The sequence below is a fragment of the Kitasatospora sp. NPDC127116 genome (genome assembly GCF_042677365.1).
GTDB lineage: Bacteria > Actinomycetota > Actinomycetes > Streptomycetales > Streptomycetaceae > Kitasatospora > Kitasatospora lactacystinica.
Genome location: NZ_JBHXTL010000079.1, coordinates 31,367 through 47,025, shown reverse-complemented (window position 1 = coordinate 47,025; position 15,659 = coordinate 31,367). Strand labels below are relative to the sequence as shown.

General features: G+C 71.6%; 10 protein-coding genes. 7 read left to right on the top strand and 3 right to left on the bottom strand.

Going from position 1 to position 15,659, the window contains the following annotated elements; translation table 11 throughout:
- Positions 1 to 70 precede the first annotated feature (70 nt).
- Positions 71 to 1,861, bottom strand: a complete 1,791-nt coding sequence (locus ACFVHV_RS28105; protein WP_380354508.1) for a S8 family serine peptidase — start codon at positions 1,859 to 1,861, stop codon at positions 71 to 73.
- A gap of 1,083 nt (positions 1,862 to 2,944) precedes the next feature.
- Between ACFVHV_RS28105 and ACFVHV_RS28100 the strand changes: the two genes are divergently transcribed.
- The 4 genes from ACFVHV_RS28100 (at position 2,945) to ACFVHV_RS28085 (ending at position 7,856) form a co-directional block, all read left to right on the top strand.
- Positions 2,945 to 4,177, top strand: coding sequence for a serine hydrolase domain-containing protein (locus ACFVHV_RS28100; RefSeq protein WP_380354501.1), 1,233 nt, complete (start codon positions 2,945 to 2,947; stop codon positions 4,175 to 4,177).
- A 352-nt stretch (positions 4,178 to 4,529) separates the two neighbouring features.
- Positions 4,530 to 5,384: an acyl-ACP--UDP-N-acetylglucosamine O-acyltransferase gene (gene lpxA, locus ACFVHV_RS28095; protein ID WP_380354498.1), complete on the top strand. Its 855-nt coding sequence runs from the start codon at positions 4,530 to 4,532 to the stop codon at positions 5,382 to 5,384.
- Between the two features lie 127 nt (positions 5,385 to 5,511).
- Positions 5,512 to 6,639 carry a DegT/DnrJ/EryC1/StrS family aminotransferase gene (locus ACFVHV_RS28090; protein WP_380354495.1) on the top strand — a complete coding sequence of 376 codons (1,128 nt, stop codon included), beginning with the start codon at positions 5,512 to 5,514 and terminating at the stop codon, positions 6,637 to 6,639.
- Entirely contained in the window at positions 6,636 to 7,856 is a 1,221-nt protein-coding gene (locus ACFVHV_RS28085) for a Gfo/Idh/MocA family oxidoreductase (RefSeq protein WP_380354492.1), read from the top strand. The genes ACFVHV_RS28090 and ACFVHV_RS28085 overlap by 4 nt, the downstream gene beginning before the upstream one ends.
- Before the next feature lie 274 nt (positions 7,857 to 8,130).
- Here the strand turns inward: ACFVHV_RS28085 and ACFVHV_RS28080 are convergent, their stop codons facing one another.
- A complete protein-coding gene (locus tag ACFVHV_RS28080; protein WP_380354490.1) occupies positions 8,131 to 8,547 on the bottom strand; it encodes a hypothetical protein in 417 nt (138 codons plus the stop codon).
- A 317-nt stretch (positions 8,548 to 8,864) separates the two neighbouring features.
- Here ACFVHV_RS28080 and ACFVHV_RS28075 point away from each other — a divergent pair, with 317 nt between their 5' ends.
- Entirely contained in the window at positions 8,865 to 12,749 is a 3,885-nt protein-coding gene (locus ACFVHV_RS28075) for an NACHT and WD repeat domain-containing protein (protein ID WP_380354487.1), read from the top strand.
- A gap of 35 nt (positions 12,750 to 12,784) precedes the next feature.
- Here ACFVHV_RS28075 and ACFVHV_RS28070 read toward each other — a convergent pair whose 3' ends face one another.
- Complete coding sequence (locus tag ACFVHV_RS28070; protein WP_380354485.1) at positions 12,785 to 13,129, bottom strand: hypothetical protein; 345 nt, start codon at positions 13,127 to 13,129, stop codon at positions 12,785 to 12,787.
- 128 nt (positions 13,130 to 13,257) lie between these two features.
- On the opposite strand from ACFVHV_RS28070, the gene ACFVHV_RS28065 reads away from it, so the two are divergent.
- Together ACFVHV_RS28065 and ACFVHV_RS28060 are read left to right on the top strand one after the other, a co-directional pair.
- Positions 13,258 to 13,410: a hypothetical protein gene (locus tag ACFVHV_RS28065; RefSeq protein ID WP_380354482.1), complete on the top strand. Its 153-nt coding sequence runs from the start codon at positions 13,258 to 13,260 to the stop codon at positions 13,408 to 13,410.
- A 675-nt stretch (positions 13,411 to 14,085) separates the two neighbouring features.
- Positions 14,086 to 15,630: an MFS transporter gene (locus ACFVHV_RS28060; protein ID WP_359898376.1), complete on the top strand. Its 1,545-nt coding sequence runs from the start codon at positions 14,086 to 14,088 to the stop codon at positions 15,628 to 15,630.
- Positions 15,631 to 15,659: the final 29 nt, after the last annotated feature.

The following is a 15,659-nucleotide window of genomic DNA, read 5'->3' as shown; positions in this document are numbered from 1 at the left end:
CCCGACGCGCTCGGGCGTCGGGCGGCCGGGGGGAACGGCGGGGCCAAAGGGTTCAGAAGGTTCAGCAGGTTCAGAAGGTGAGGTTCCAGGCGTCGATCGTGCCGGTGTCGCCGGAGGCGCCGTCCTTCACCCGGAGCTTCCAGGTGCCGTTCGCCGCACTCGCGGCGGCGTTGACGGTGTAGGTCTTGGCGACGTTGTCGGTGCTGTCGCTGTTCGGGAAGTCCTCCAGGAGGTAGACCGTGCCGTCGGGCGCGACCAGGGAGAGGACGAGGTCGCCGCGGTAGGTGTGCTTGATGTCCACGCCGACCTTGAGCGCCGCCGGGGCGTTGCCGCTGACGCCGGTGACGGTGATCGGGCTCTCCACCGTGGTGTTGTCGGGGATCGCCACGTCGGCGGTGTTCTCGAAGTACGTGCCGGTGGGCTGGGTGGCGCCGCCGACCGCCTTCAGCGCGTCGACCTGGCCCTCGCCGAAGAAGCCGTTGACGGCGGTGGTGCCGGTGCAGCGGCTGTCGGAGGCGGGGCAGGCCAGGTCGTTGGCCTGGCTCGCCAGCCGGGCCCGGATGTCCGCCGGGGTGAGCGACGGGTTGGTGCTCGCGATCAGCGCGGCCACCCCGGTGACGTGCGGGGAGGCCATCGAGGTGCCGCTCTTGGTGCCGTACTTGCCGCCGGGCAGGGTCGAGTAGACGCCGGTGGCGCCGTCGCCGCCGGGCGCCGCGACGTCGATGACGCCCTGGCCGAAGTTGGAGTAGGAGGCCTTGCCGCTGCCGCTGCCCGTGGCAGCGACGGTCACCACGCCGGGGAGTTCGGTGGGGATGTCGAGGCAGGCGTTGCTGATGGTCCGGGTGACCTTGGTGGAGTCGTTCGGGCTCTCGCTGTCGGTGGTCTTGTTGGCCAGGTCGTAGTCGGAGTTGCCGGCCGCCGCGACCTGCAGCGAGCCCTTGCCCTCGGCGTACTCCTGGGCGCGCTTGACGCCCTCGATGATGGCCGCCTGGTCGAGGTCGTTCGGGCAGTTGAACTGCCAGGGGTCGGTGTAGTAGCTGTTGTTGGTGACCTTGAAGCCGTGGTCGCCGGCCCAGACGAAGCCGCAGACGGTGTTCTCGGCGTAGAAGAGGGTGCTGGTCGGCTCGGCGATCCGGACCGAGGCGATCTTCACGCCCGGTGCGACGCCGATGACGCCCTTGCCGTTCTTCGCGGCCGCGATGGTGCCGGCGACGTGGGTGCCGTGGGTGTCCACGTCGCGCCAGGCTCCGGTGCGGGTGTCGGGCTTGCCGTAGGCGCAGGAGGCCGAGTCGGCGGCGTCGAAGTTCGGTGCGAGGTCCTGGTGCTGGTCGTCCACGCCGGTGTCGAGCACGCCGACCTTGACGGTCGGGGAGCCGGTGGTGACGTTCCAGGCCTGGTCGGCCTTGATCTGGGTCATGTCCCAGCGGTTGGACTCGGTGAGCGTGGTGGCCGCCTGGGCGGGGTTGGCGGGCAGGGCCGGGTTGTAGGCGTCGGCCGGCACGTCGGAGGTGCGGGTCGCGCCGACCTGCTGGATGCCGGTGACGGTCCGCAGCGCGGCGGCGAAGCCGGCGCTGGTGGAGTGGGCGACGATGACGCCGATCGCGTCGTAACTCGCGAAGACCGTACCGCCCTTGGCGGCGACGGCGGTCTTGGCGGCGGCGATGTCGGCGGGGGCGCTGATCACCAGGTAGGCGCGGGTACCGGCGGCCCAGCCGGCCGCGGTGCCCGCGACGGCGGGGGCCTGGGCGGCGGGGGTCTGGGCGGCGGGCGCGGAGACGGCACCGGGGACGGTGGGGGTGGTGGTCGTGGTGGCGGCGGTCGCGAACGCGGTGGGGGTGGCGAGCGCCATGGCCGAGAGCACGGCGAGGGCTGCGGCCGGGCGGCCGAGCCGCCGGGATATCAGGGGTGACACGTGTCCTCCTAATCGGCCCGTGCGTGAGGGGGATCGCACGGGAATTGAAGGAAACATGCCAGATTGGGCTGGACTTGGGGAAGACTTTACGCCCGACGACTTCTCACGGAGACGTTACGTTTTGATGTCGCGGGGTCCGCGGCGCCCCAGGTCGGGGGTGCGCGGCCAGCCGCGGGGCACCCGGCAGGGCCTCCCCCGCGATGGGTCCGGCGGGGCCGATGAACGGCCGGGCGGCGTCCGTCGGTTCACGAAGCACTTCCGCGTCGGCACAGGGCTCGCCGGCGATGAAACAGACCCTGAACTCCAAGCCGTACGGCCGCCCTCGGACCTTCGTCCTGATCCAGAGCGAGAACAGGTCCGCGTCGCCGCGGCTGGAGCGGTTCTCAGTACGGACGTGCCGACCCAGGTACTCGAACGACAGCTTCTCCCGATCGACCAACAGTCCGGGGATCCGTTCGACCGAACCGTGCATCAGATAGAGACACATCAGGTCCACCGGATGTGTCTCGTGCGCCGGCCGCGCAAGGAATCCATCGGAAAAGCTGTCCCGCAAAGGTGTCTCCAGCCGTCCCAACCGCCCTGTCCCCGCATCCTGGGCACGGGGTAGATCTACGGCCTACGGGACGGTTTTCGGCGCCCCTTCGAACCGGCCCGGCTCTTCCCGGCCTCCCCGACCGGCGAGGCATGAGCTCGACAACCCACGTCCCACGTCCCACGTCCCACGTCTCACGTCTCACGTCGCTGGTCGCTCGATCGGCCGAGGCCTCAGGGATCCGTCGGGGGCGGCCTTCGACCTGAGGTGGAGTTCCACGGGCGGGAAGATGGGCCGCGGGGCGGACACGCTCCGGACCTGAGGCGGACGCCTCGCGTCGAGGCCGCCTGGCACTGTGTCAACTGTCTTTGTCGAGACGGATGTTGACGGCATTCGTCGGTCGGATTCGGGAGGACGGCATGGCGGACGGAGCGGCGGATCCGAGGCCCGGGAGGATCGGATCGAAGGGTCGGCGGTGGCGGGGCACGGCCGGGCGGTCGGTGGTCGTCGTACTCGCCGGCGCGGGCCTGCTGGCGACCTCGGCTCCGGCCGCCGGCGCGACGGACGCCCCGGTGGCGCCCTACCGGGTGGCGGCGGGCGGGGCGCGTACAGCGGACGGGGCGGCCCTGGACGCGGTGGTCCGGGCCATGGTGCGGGAGGGCGGCGCGGCGGCGACGCTGGCCCGTGTCCGGGAGAACGGCTCCACGGCCTGGAAGGGTGCGGCCGGCGTGGCCGACCTGGCCACCGGCGCCCCCGCCGATCCGGCCGGCCGGTTCCGGATCGGCAGCGTCACCAAGACCTTCGTCGCGACGGTGGTCCTCCAACTCGTCGCGGAACACCGACTCGGCCTCGACGACTCCGTCGAGAGCCGCCTGCCGAACGTGGTGCCGAACGGCGCCGGCATCACCGTGCGCCAACTGCTCAACCACACCAGCGGCATCCACGACTTCACCGAGGACCCGGCGTTCGACGTCGGCAACGAGGCGACGCTGCGGCAGTGGCTGGCAGGTGGGCGCTGGACGTCCTACCGGCCGCAGCAACTCGTGGACATCGCGAACAAGTACCCGCCGTACTTCGCCCCCGGACAGGGCTGGCACTACTCCAACACCAACTACGTGCTCGTCGGCATGATCATCGAACGCCTCACCGGGCGCAGTTGGGCGCAGGAGGTGGACCGCCGCATCATCCGGCCGCTGGGTCTGACGAGCACCTCGATGCCCATCGACTCGCCCTTCATTCCCGGCTCGCACGCGCACGGCTACTACAAGCTCGCCACCGGCCCCGCCGACGTGACGCTGCTCAACCCGTCGATGGCATCCTCGGCCGGGGCGGGCATCTCCACCACCGCGGATCTCACCCGCTTCATCTCCGCCCTGCTCGGCGGACAACTGCTCGGCCCGGCCGAACTCGCCGAGATGAAGCGCACCAGCGGCCCGGGCGAGGCCGTCGGCTACGGCCTCGGACTCCAGCGGATGACCACGCCCTGCGGCGAGTTCTGGGGACACAGCGGCGGCATCCCCGGCTACAACACCCTGATGGTCGGCGAGGTCACCGGAAAGCGGCAGTTCGCCACCTCGATCAACCGGTACGACCTGTCCGACCCCGCCGCGATGCAGCGGACCTCCAACGACCTGTACTCCACGGGCACCTGCGGCGGCCGCCCGCCGGCCGCCCCGCCGTCGGCCCTCCCGTCCGCCGCCGCGACACCTCGGTCCACCGGACCGCTCGCCTGACCCGAACCCCGGATCCGCGCGCCGGTACGACCACGGACGCGCGGATCACCTGGGTGTTCAGCAGCAGCCGCAGCCCGGCCGGCAGCCGCAGGCGTCCGGCTCCCTGCCGGGCGGCGGGGCGAGCCCGGCGGGCGCGCAGCAGCCCTTGCCTCGCCAGGCGCCGCAGCACCGGCCAAGCGTCCACAGCGTGGGGTCGCATGCCATGGATGGCCCATCACCGCTGAAGGCGTCCAGGTGGGTGGCGTCCAGGCTCAGGCCTGCGCCGTGCTCCCGTCCATCGGGGCTCCTGTTCCCCCGATCGGGCTAGCCGCAGTTGCGTTGGCTTCGGCTCGGGCGGCTAGGGTTCGCCGATGTGATCCATCCCACAGCAGTGGTGCATCCAGATGCCCAGGTGCACCCCGAGGCGACCGTCGGGCCCATGTGCATCATTGGCCCCGATGTGCGCGTCGGGCGTGGCACGAACCTGATCGGCCATGTCTGGGTCGAGGGGCCCACCGTGATCGGGGAGGACAACCAGGTGTTCCCGTTCGCCTGCCTGGGCGGTCCTTCCCAGACCCGAAGCCGGCCGGTCGACGCGGAGCCGATGCTCGTGATCGGGGACCGCAACCAGATCCGGGAGACGGTGACGATCCACCGGGGAAGTACGGCTTCAAGCACGACCCGGATCGGTGACGACTGTCTGATCATGGCCTCCGTGCACATCGGGCACGACTGCGTGATCGGCAACGGCTGCGTGGTGTCCAGTGGCTCCTGCATCGCAGGCCACTGCCGTCTGGACGACTTCGTCAACCTCAGCGGCATGGTGTTCGTCGTCCAGAATCTGCACGTCGGGACCCACGCCTTCGTCACCGCGATGGTCAAGGTCGATCACGATGTCCCGCCCTACACCATCGCGGACGGCTTGGACGGTATGGCGATCCGCGGGGTCAACCTCATCGGCCTGCGCCGCCGCAACTTCCCCCGGCAGACGCTGCGTCATATCGTCGACGCGGTCCGCGTATGGACCACGCGCACGGACCTGTCACGCGCCGATCGCCTGCAGCACATGGAAGCCCGCCACGGGCATCTCCCCGAGGTGAAGAACCTCGTCGACTTCCTCACCACCCGTGGCGCACTGCCCAACGCCCGGCAGCCTTCGCGTCTTCCGACCGCCGGGCGCCTGCTGCCTCCGACGCAGCGCCCGGAGGTTCCAAGCCCGCCTGGCTGAGTCCCGCCCGGCCCTGCGCCAGCCCTCCGGCGAGAGTTCTCCATTCGGCCTGGTCGGCGACCTGGGGACGGTGAGTGCGGAGGACCCTCGGACCACCCGCCCGCCCGGACCGGAAGGGACCACACCCATGGCCACCGCCACCGCGCCCATCACCCGGCTGTCCGAGCCGACCATCGGGCCCGAGGAGATCGACGCCGCCACCCGCGTCCTGCGCAGCGGCCGCATCGTCCAGGGCCCCGAGGTCGCCGCCTTCGAGGACGAGTTCTCCCGCGCCGCCGCGGGCGGCCTCGACTGCGTGGCCGTCAACAGCGGCACGTCCGCCCTGTTCCTGGCACTGCTCGCCCTCGGCATCGGCCCCGGCGACGAGGTCGTCGTTCCCTCCTTCAGCTTCGCCGCGACCGCCAACGCCGTCCGCCTCACCGGAGCCGACGTGGTCTTCGCCGACATCGACCCCGCCACGTACTGCCTCCGCCCCGACGCCGCGGCCGCCGCCATCACCCCGCGCACCACCGCGCTGCTCCCGGTCCACCTCTACGGCCACCCCGCCGCCATGGACGACCTCCGGGCCATCGCCTCCCGCTACCGGATCGCGATCGTCGAGGACGCCTGCCAGGCCCACGCCGCCACCCTGAACAGCCGCCACGTCGGCACCTTCGGCCAGGCCGGCTGCTTCAGCTTCTACCCCACCAAGAACATGCACTCGCTGGAGGGCGGCATGATCTGCACGCCCGACCCCGCCATCGCCCGCACCCTGCGACTGCTGCGCAACCAAGGCATGGAGCAGCGCTACGCCAACGAGATCGTCGGCGGGAACTGGCGGATGACCGACGTTTCGGCCGCCGTCGGCCGCGTCCAGCTCACCCGCCTGGCCCGGGCCACCGCCCGGCGCCGCGCCAACGCCGCCGTCCTCACCCACCTCCTCGCCGGCACCGCCCTCACCCTTCCCGCCGCGGCCGCCGGTGCCGACCCGGTCTGGCACCAGTACACCGTGCGCACTCCCACCGGCCACCGCGAACACCTCCAGCGCACCCTCGCCGCCCACGGCATCGAGACCGGCGTGTACTACCCCACCCCGATCCACCGCCTCGCCCCGTACGCGGACACCGGCCCCTGGTCTCTCCCGCACACCGACCTGGCCGCCGGACAGGTCCTTTCCCTGCCCGTCCACCCCCACCTGCGCGACGAGGACCTGCACCGCATCGCCACCGCCGTGCAGGCGGCCGCCGCCTCCGTCCCGATCGAGGCCTCCCGGTGACTGCCCGGGCCCTGCGTGCCGGGCTCATCGGGCTGGGAGCGATGGGCCGTCACCACGCCCGTGCCCTGGCCGACATCCCCGGCGTCGATCTGGTCGGCATCGCCGACCCCAACGCCGAGAACGGTGACGCGCCCGCGCCCGTCCTGCGCGACACCGACAGTCTCCTCGCCCTCGGCATCGACTACGCCGTCATCGCCTGTCCCACCCGACTCCACGAACCCGTCGCACTCCGACTCGCCGCAGCCGGCATCCCCGCTCTGATCGAGAAGCCCGTCGCCGCCACCACGGCCGACGCCCGGCGCGTCACCGACGCCTTCACCCGCGCGACCCTCCCGGCCGCCGTCGGCCACATCGAGCGCTTCAACCCCGCCCTCCTCGCCCTGCACGACCTCCTCGCCACCGGCCGGTACGGGCAGCTGCTCCAGGTCACCAGCCGCCGCGAGGCCCCCGCCGCCCGCCCCAGCGACACCGGAGTGCTCCTCGACCTCGCCGTCCACGACCTCGACAACACCGCCTGGATCACCGGCCAGCCCTACCGCGGGATCACGGCCTGCACCGCTTCCACCGCCGGCACGGGCACCGAAGACCTCGCCATCATCACCGGAGAACTCCTCAACGGCGCGCTCGCCGCCCACGCCGTCAACCGGCTCCCGCCCCGACGTGAGCGCACCACCACGGTGCTCACCGAACGCGCCGGCATTACCGCCGACACCGCCGCCGCCACACTGACCATCGTGGGCTCCCGCACCGGCCGCACCATCGAGGTCACCGGCGCCGACGCCCTCCGATCCGAACACCTCGCCTTCTGCGATCTCGTGCTGACCGGACGGCACGGCCGCCTCGCCACCCTGCAGGACGCGACCGTCGCGCTGGCCCACGCAGAACGCCTCGGCGCCCGCCGGCCCACGAATGGCCCCGACTCCGTTCCCGTCACCCCCGTCTGCACCATCAGCGGCGAAGCCCAGGTCGAGGGCGAGGAGGTGCACCCTCCCGAGGGCGGCAACGTCCGCCGCCCCGCCCTCGCGGAGGTCCGGGTCAAGGCCGCCCTGCACGACCAGCCGGTCCGCGTCACCGCCGCAGAGGCGGACGGTTCGTCATGGCACGCGGTGGTCCCGGTCGACTGCTCGGTGACCACCCTCGACCAGCCGCACCCCGAATCAGCGCGGCCGGCAATGCCCCGCAACCAGGTACCGGCACCCGCCGCGGCACCAGCTTGACCCGTCCTGCCGCTGCCTGCCTACGCCTGACCACCGGCCCGAGGCACCCCTACTCCGGCCAGCACCCCCGCGCTGGGCAGGCACACTCGCCGCCAGCGCTGCCTCACTCGGGCCCCAGCCCGCCATAGCACCGCCTCGTACACCTACCGGCCGCTTCAACCTTGATGTAGGCCGATGGCCTCGTCCATAGCGGCGCTGTTCAGCGCTGGATTCCCTGGCCCGCCGTTCCACTCCGCGCCTGGCGAGGGAGCATCCGACCGCCTCTCGCAGCCGTTCAAGAACCGGTGATGTGCTGGTCCCGTCCGGCCTGGTACACACGGGAGTTGTCTCGGGCTTCTGCCTTCATGATGATCGGCCGATGCTGGGGCTGCTCACCGTCGGATAATGCCGGGTCCACGTGTTCGTCCAACAGTCGCCGCAGTTCGTCGGCAAGGGCGGGATCCTCGTTGATCAGCTGCTGTAACCGCAGGCGCCAGGCACCCGCCAGAGCCTGTTCGGTGTCCTCGTCGCCCTGCTCCCGTGCGGCCAGTACCTGTGCGCGCACTGCCTCCAGGTCGGATCCGACACCATCGGCCCGGTCGGGGCGTCGGCGCCGCCACCACTCCACCACCGCGGCCCGGGTCTGCTGCCAGCCGTCGGTTGCCATCGCGCTCACCAGCGCGCTTCCCGCTGCCAGGACGACCGGATCCATTTCGCCCCCCACATCAACAAGACACTGCTGTAAGGACCGTAACCGGCATCGTCTCGAACTCGGAGCCCTTTGCGCAAAGTCGCGGTGCTCTGCCACCACCGAGTGAGCGACAGAGCCGCTCGATGGACAGACCCGCTTCCCCTGTGGCGGGGCCGTCCCTGCGGTGGCATCATGAGGCGGCAGATCCGATGGGGGGAGCTGAGGGTGGGCGCGATCGTCTTGCGGGTGCACCGGGCCGTCCGGGACGAGCGTGTCGTAGAACGGTGAGCGGCACAGGGTGGCAGGAGCCTGAGGACGCGGCGGAGCAGCCACTTTCGATGAGTGCTGCGGCCAACGACGAGGCCAGGATCTACCAGTCCGGCCGTGACATGGTCGTGGCGGAGGCCGGCGACGTCCATCTGCACTACCTGGACGGCGTACGCGAGACCCGGCGGGCCCCCGTGGATGCCGCCGCGCAGTGTCCGTACCCGGGGCTGAAGCCGTTCGAGCCGGGCGATGCCCGGTGGTTCTTCGGCAGGGACGAGCTCGTCGCGCAGGTGCTGGCCGAGCTCGACCGTGACGCCGAGGGGCCGCTCGTGATCGTCGCTCCCTCCGGGGCGGGGAAGTCCTCGCTACTGCGGGCGGGGGTGCTGCCGGCGCTGGCGGAAGGCCGCCTGCCCGGTTCGGCCGGCTGGAGCCAGCTGTTGCTGACCCCCACCGAGCGGCCGGTCGACGAACTGACTGCCCGGTTGGAGCAGGTCGTCGGGGTCAGTGCCGCGGAGGCCCGTCGCGCGATCGAGGCGGGTCCGGACGCGGTTGCGTCCGTGCTGCGCGCGTCGTCCAGCACCTCTCGGCTCCTGTTGGTCGTGGACCAACTCGAAGAACTGTTCACCCTGTGCACCGATGAGCTGCAGCGGCAAGCGTTCCTCGATCTCCTGGACGCTCTGGCCGCTGGTCCGGAGCCCGCCGCCTTTGTCGTCTGCGTCCTACGGTCCGACTTCTACTCCCAGTGCGTGACCTACCCCCAACTGCGGTCCGCATTGCAGCACCGCCAGATCGTCGTCGGGCCGCTGTCGCAGGAGGGCCTTCGGGAAGCCATCCTCTTCCCTGCCCAGGAGGTCGGACTCGTCCTGGAGCCCGGGCTGGTGGAGCTGATGCTGGCCGACCTCGGGTGGCCGGGGAGGGAAGTCGGCCAACTGCCGCTGCTGGCCCACGCGTTGCGGGCCGTCTGGCACCAGCGGCAGGGCAACACCCTGACCGTCAGCGGGTACCGCACCACCGGCGGGATCGGCCAGGCCGTGGCAACCAGCGCCGAGCGGATCTACTCCGGCCTCGACCCGGCAGGGCAGTCAGCGGCCCAGGCCATGTTCCTGCGGCTGGTCCGAATCGGTGAGAGCGGCGACGGAGCGGAGGACACCCGTCGCCGGGTCGCCCGGTCCGACCTGCCTGCCGGCCTCGTCGGGGTGTTCACCGTCGGCCGGCTGCTCACCGTGGAGCACGACGCCGTCACCATCGCGCACGAAGCCCTCGTCCGCGCCTGGCCCCGCATGCGGACCTGGATCGAGTCCGACCGCGCCGACCGGCTCGTCCGCCAAGGCCTCGAAGAGGCCGCGGCGGCCTGGGAGCGCGACGGCCGGGATCCGGGCATGCTCTACCGAGGCGAGCGTCTGGTCGCGGCCAGGCGGGTGGCCCACGAGGCCGGCCCTCTCGCCACTGTCTTCCTGAAAGCCTCCGCACACCGGGCCCGCCGGGTGGCCGCCCGCCGTAACCGGGTGATCGCGGTGCTGAGCGCTCTGGTCCTTGTCGCGGTCGCCGCCGCGGCGGCCGCCGTACAGCAGAGCTTTACGGCCCGGTCCGAGCGCGACACCGCCGTGTTCCACCAGATCCTGGCCAAGGCGGACCATCTGAGGGGAACCGACCCGTCGCTGGCTGCTCAACTGGACCTGGCCGCACACCGCATGCGCGAGGCGGACCCGGAGGCGTACACGCGACTTGTCAACGATGCCGCGTCGACGCTGTCGACTGCCTTGGCCCACCGGAACCCGGTCGGCGAGGTGGTGTTCAGCCCGGACGGTCGGCTCCTGGCCGGTGTGGGGCTGCACGGGGCCCTGGAGCTGTGGGACACGACCGAGCCGCGGCACCCCGCCTCCCGAACCGAGTTGCTGCCAGGGCTCGACACCGGTGTCCTGTCGGCCGCGTTCAGCCCGGACGGCAAGCTGCTGGCAGCCGGCAGCGACGGACACCTCCGGCTGTGGGACGTCACCGACCCCGCCCGCCCGAAGGCCGGGGCCGACCTGAGGACGAACGGCGGCATCGACGCGATCGCCTTCAGCCCCGACGGCGGACGTCTGGCCGTGGGCGACGACAAGCAGGTCCGGGTCTGGGACCTGGCCGTCCCCTCGTCACCGGCCCCGCTCGGCAAGCCGCTCGGCCAGACCGGCATCGTCACCCGCCTGCGCTTCGGCCGGGACGGCAACGTCCTGGTCGTGGGCGTCCTGGTCACGAACCCGACGGACGCCGCGGTCCGGGTATGGGACCTGACCGGCTCGACCGCGCCCACTCCGCGCAGCACGGCCTTGAAGACGGAGGACCGGCCGACCGTGAGCTGGTTCGGCATGAGCCCCGACGGCAAGGAGGTCGCCGTGGCGGCCGGTGGCGGGACCGTCCACCGGTGGGACATCGGCGATCCAGCGGCTCCCGCACCCCTGGGGGAGCCGCTGCCCGGTCACGGCAGCCTGCCGGCGTCCCTTGCGTACAGCCCTGACGGCCGCGTTCTCGCCGTCGCAGGCGACGACGGCACCATCCGGCTGTGGGACGTCACCGACCGCGCGCGCCCCAAGCCCCTCGGCACACCTCTGCCGGGATCCTCCCCGACGTCCGGTCCCCTGCCCTCGGGCCGGCTCGGCAACGGCCACGAACTCGTCTTCGGTCCCGACAGCACCACACTTGCCGCGGCAGGCGACGACGGAACGGTGCGCCTGTGGAACGTGGCCCTGCCCGAGCACATCACCCCCCTCGGCAACCCGCTCGTCGGCCACGGTGACGCCGTCCGCTCCCTGACGTTCGGCCCCGACGGCACGACTCTGGCGACGGCCGGGATGGACAGCACGGTCCGGCTGTGGAGCCTGCCGGGATCACGGCTGGTGCAGCAGGGCGATCCTTCGGGAGGCCTCTCGATCAGCTCCGACGGCGAACTCCTCGCCGTGCGCGGTGACGACGGTGCCCCGGGCATCCGGACATTGCGGACCACCCCGGCGGGCACCTGGGCCAGGACCGGGGCCGACCACCTGTTCAAGGACGTGTGGTCGGCGGTGTTCAGTCCGGCCGGGCGGACGCTCGCGGCCGCCACGACCGACCAGACCCTACGGCTGTGGGACCTGCGCGACCCGGCCTCGCCGCGGGCAGCGGGAAGCACGAGGACCGGACACCAGGACACGATCAATCAGATGATCTTCACCCCGGACGGGGGTGCACTCTTCACCAACGACCGGACGTCGGTACAGCTGTGGGACGTGAAGGACCCGGGCCGTCCGAGTGCACTGGCCACCCTCGTCGATCTCACCGACCGGGCGGCACACGACTACAGCGTAGGCATCGGCCGCCTGGCCCTCAGTGCCGACGGAGCCGTGCTCGCCGTCGAAACCGGCGAGGGCACGAGGGAGACGAGCGTCCACCTGTGGGACGTCCGCGATCCGGCCCGGCCACGTCCGGCCGGCACCCTGTCCGCCCCGCTGGGCACCGTCGAATCGGGTCCGCCCGTCTCCGTCACCTCCCTGGCCTTCGCCGGAACGACTCTCATTCTCGGTGACCAGGACGGGAGGCTCCACCTGTGGGACATCGGCGACCCGGCACGACCCCGCTCACGCGGTCCCGCCGTCACCGCCCACGCCGTCAAGGTGACCGCCCTGGCCCTCGATCCGCAGGGCAGGACCCTGGCCACGAGCAGCGAGGACCACACCGTACGCCTCTGGGACATCAGCGACATCTCCCACCCCCGCCCCCTCGGCACACCCCTGACGGGCCACGCGGGACCGGTGACCGCCCTGACCTACAGCCAGGACGGCAGACACCTGGTGACCACGAGCCGGGACGGCACCGTCCAACTCCGCGCACTGAGCCCGGACGACCTGTCCCGCACCGTCTGCGCCACCACCTGGCAGGCCCTCACCCGCACCTCATGGGAGCGCCACCTGCCGGGTATCCCCTACGAACCCCCCTGCTGACCGTTCTCGGAACTGCCACGCTTCCGCGGGGTCATCTACGACTGCCCGACCGAGCGGCGTGGCACCCTGTTCGAGCCAACCGACGCAGTGCTGTGCACCGACGGGCCGGTGAAGACCCTGGTGGACCTGGCGCCGGCGCCCGAGCACGCCCGCTCGCCGCGGAAGAGGTCGAGCCGCGCGAGCGCCTGGTCGCCCAGTTCGACGCCAACGACCTCAAAGTGGCGCACCCGTGACCCCGACCCACATCGTTCCAAGGGCGGCGCCCCCAGCTCGGTGCTGGGCTGGACCTGCTTGACCCATTCGGTAGCTGGGACAACAACGAAGGCCGCGGGCCGGAGGATGACGAGGCCGTCGGCCGCGGCGACATCGAACGCCTTCACAACCGGATCCTCGCGTTGCTGAACCGGTGACCTGTGCCCACCGGCCGCGCGCCCGCCGCCCGTCCCTGCCCCCATGACCCACCGTGCCGGGCACAACTCCGACATCCACACAATTCCCAGGATGACGAATGACCTTCCGCACCATGGCAACCGCCGCGATCCTCGCGCTCTCCATAGCGATCGGCTCCTCTGAATCCACTCTGGCGATTGAGCCGGACATGCCAATCTGGAGTGTCCCTACCGCCGAGAGCCTCCCGATCTGGACCGCTTCCACCCGGTGATCAACGCGGGACGCCGTACCGCACCCGGAAGCCCCCTCCCGTCGCACTCGCGACGAGCCGCGGCTCTCTGCAGTACAGGTGCCCACCGACCCCGGCATCCAGGCAGCAGTCTGCGGCCCCCGCACCGAGCTGCTCTGGGGCCACGACAACCACTCCGCAGTGGGTGCCTCGACTGCCTGGCTCGCCCACCTGCTCCGCCGGCTGGAACAAGTCCCCGCGCTCCTGGCCCGCCGGACGCGGCCGCGAAGACACCACGCACGTGCTCGGCGACCGACTCGTGGCCCCTCCCCAGCCGCTCGACCGGCCCGGAGGCGGCACGAGCCGGACGAAGGTGAGCCTTCGGCACACCCGTCCCCGAGACCGCCGAGCTGCTTACCGACCCGCGGGCCGTCGAGCACGCGATCACCGCACACAATCAGGCGGACCTGCCGCTCTTCCCAGCGGCCGGGATCGCCGGGGCGGGCCTCGCCGTCGTCGCCGTACCGCTTCCTGGGACCGCCGAACCTGAGGTGCGGATCGTCGTCGGCCCCGGCCAGGAGGAACGCTGGGATCGGGCAGCATGAGCATGTCCGTAATGAACGATTGTGTTCCCTATGCCCCGGGGATACCGTCGGTAGTGGTGAACGAATCCGTCCCCTGCCCGCCGTTCACCCTCGAACCCATTGGGGGACCGCCATGGCCACCTCGCGCGCCCTGGCCGAGGCTTCGCCCGCGACCGCACGTCGGGGCCAGCACCCGGGGATCGCTCTCACCGTCATCGCGGCGACACAGCTGATGGTCGTTCTCGACATCACGATCGTGAACATCGCGCTGCCGCACATCCAGTCGGCGCTGGGGTTCAACACCACCGAACTGTCCTGGGTGATCAACGCCTACACGCTCACCTTCGGCGGGCTGCTGCTGCTCGGCGGGCGCGCCGGCGACATCCTCGGGCGGCGGCGGGTGTTCATGGTCGGCGTGCTGGTGTTCAGCCTGGCCTCGCTGCTCGGCGGCGTCGCGCAGTCCTCGGCCTGGCTGCTGGCGGCCCGGGCGCTCCAGGGCCTGGGCGGCGCCATCGCCTCGCCGACCGCACTGGCGCTGATCGCCACCAACTTCAAGGAGGGCCCGGAGCGCAACCGGGCCTTCGGAGTGTTCTCGGCCGTGGCCGGGGCCGGTGGCGCGATCGGGCTCCTGCTCGGCGGCATGCTGACCTCCTGGCTGTCCTGGCGCTGGGTGTTCTTCGTCAATGTGCCGATCGGCATCGCGATCGCGCTGCTGGCGCCGCTGTACATCAACGAGTCCGAGCGGCACCCCGGGCGTTTCGACCTGACCGGCGCCTTCACCGCCACGGCGGGCATGGTCTCGCTGGTGTACGGCTTCATCCGTGCCTCCGACCACGGCTGGACGGACCCCGTGACGCTGACCGCCTTCAGCCTCGCCGCCGCACTGCTGGTCGCGTTCCTGTTCAACGAGCGGCGGGTGCCGCAGCCGATCACCCCGCTGCACCTGTTCCGCGACCGCAACCGCTCGGGCGCGTACGGGCTGATGCTCTGCGTGGCCGCGACGATGTTCAGCATCTTCTTCTTCATCACCCTGTTCGTGCAGGAGATCCTCGGCTTCAGCCCGCTGCGGGCCGGCTTCGCGTTCCTGCCGATCAGCGTGGCGATCATCGCCGCCGCCCAGTTCGCCGCCCGCAACCAGCTGCGCTGGGGCCCCAAGCCCTTCCTCGTGACCGGCTCGCTGCTGGTGCTGAGCGGGGTGGTCTGGGCGACGCAGATCGACATCGACAGCACCTACGTCGGCGGCATCCTCGGCCCGACCCTGCTGTTCGGCTTCGGCATGGGCTCGATCTTCGTCCCGGTGATGCTGACCGCCGTCTCCCACGTCGCCCCGCACGAGACCGGCGCGGCCACCGGCATGCTCAACACCACCCAGCAGGTGGGCGGCTCGCTCGGCCTGTCGATCCTGATCACGGTGTTCGGTACGGCCAGCCGCAACGAGGCCCGGCAGCAGGCCGGGGCGTTCCTGCGGCAGGCCACCCCGCAGCAGCTCGCCCAGTTCCGGGCCACCGGCCGGCTCCCGGCGCCGTACTCCTCGCAGGTGCTGGTGCACGGCATCGCCAGCGCGTTCCAGATGGGCCTGGTCTTCGCGGCGCTGGCGGTGTTGATCGCGGTGTTCGTGATCAAGGTCGGCCACCTGCCGGTGCCGCCGGCCGTCAGTCCTTCGGGGGGCGGCGCTTGACAGGGCGTCGGGGTGACCGGGAGAGTCCT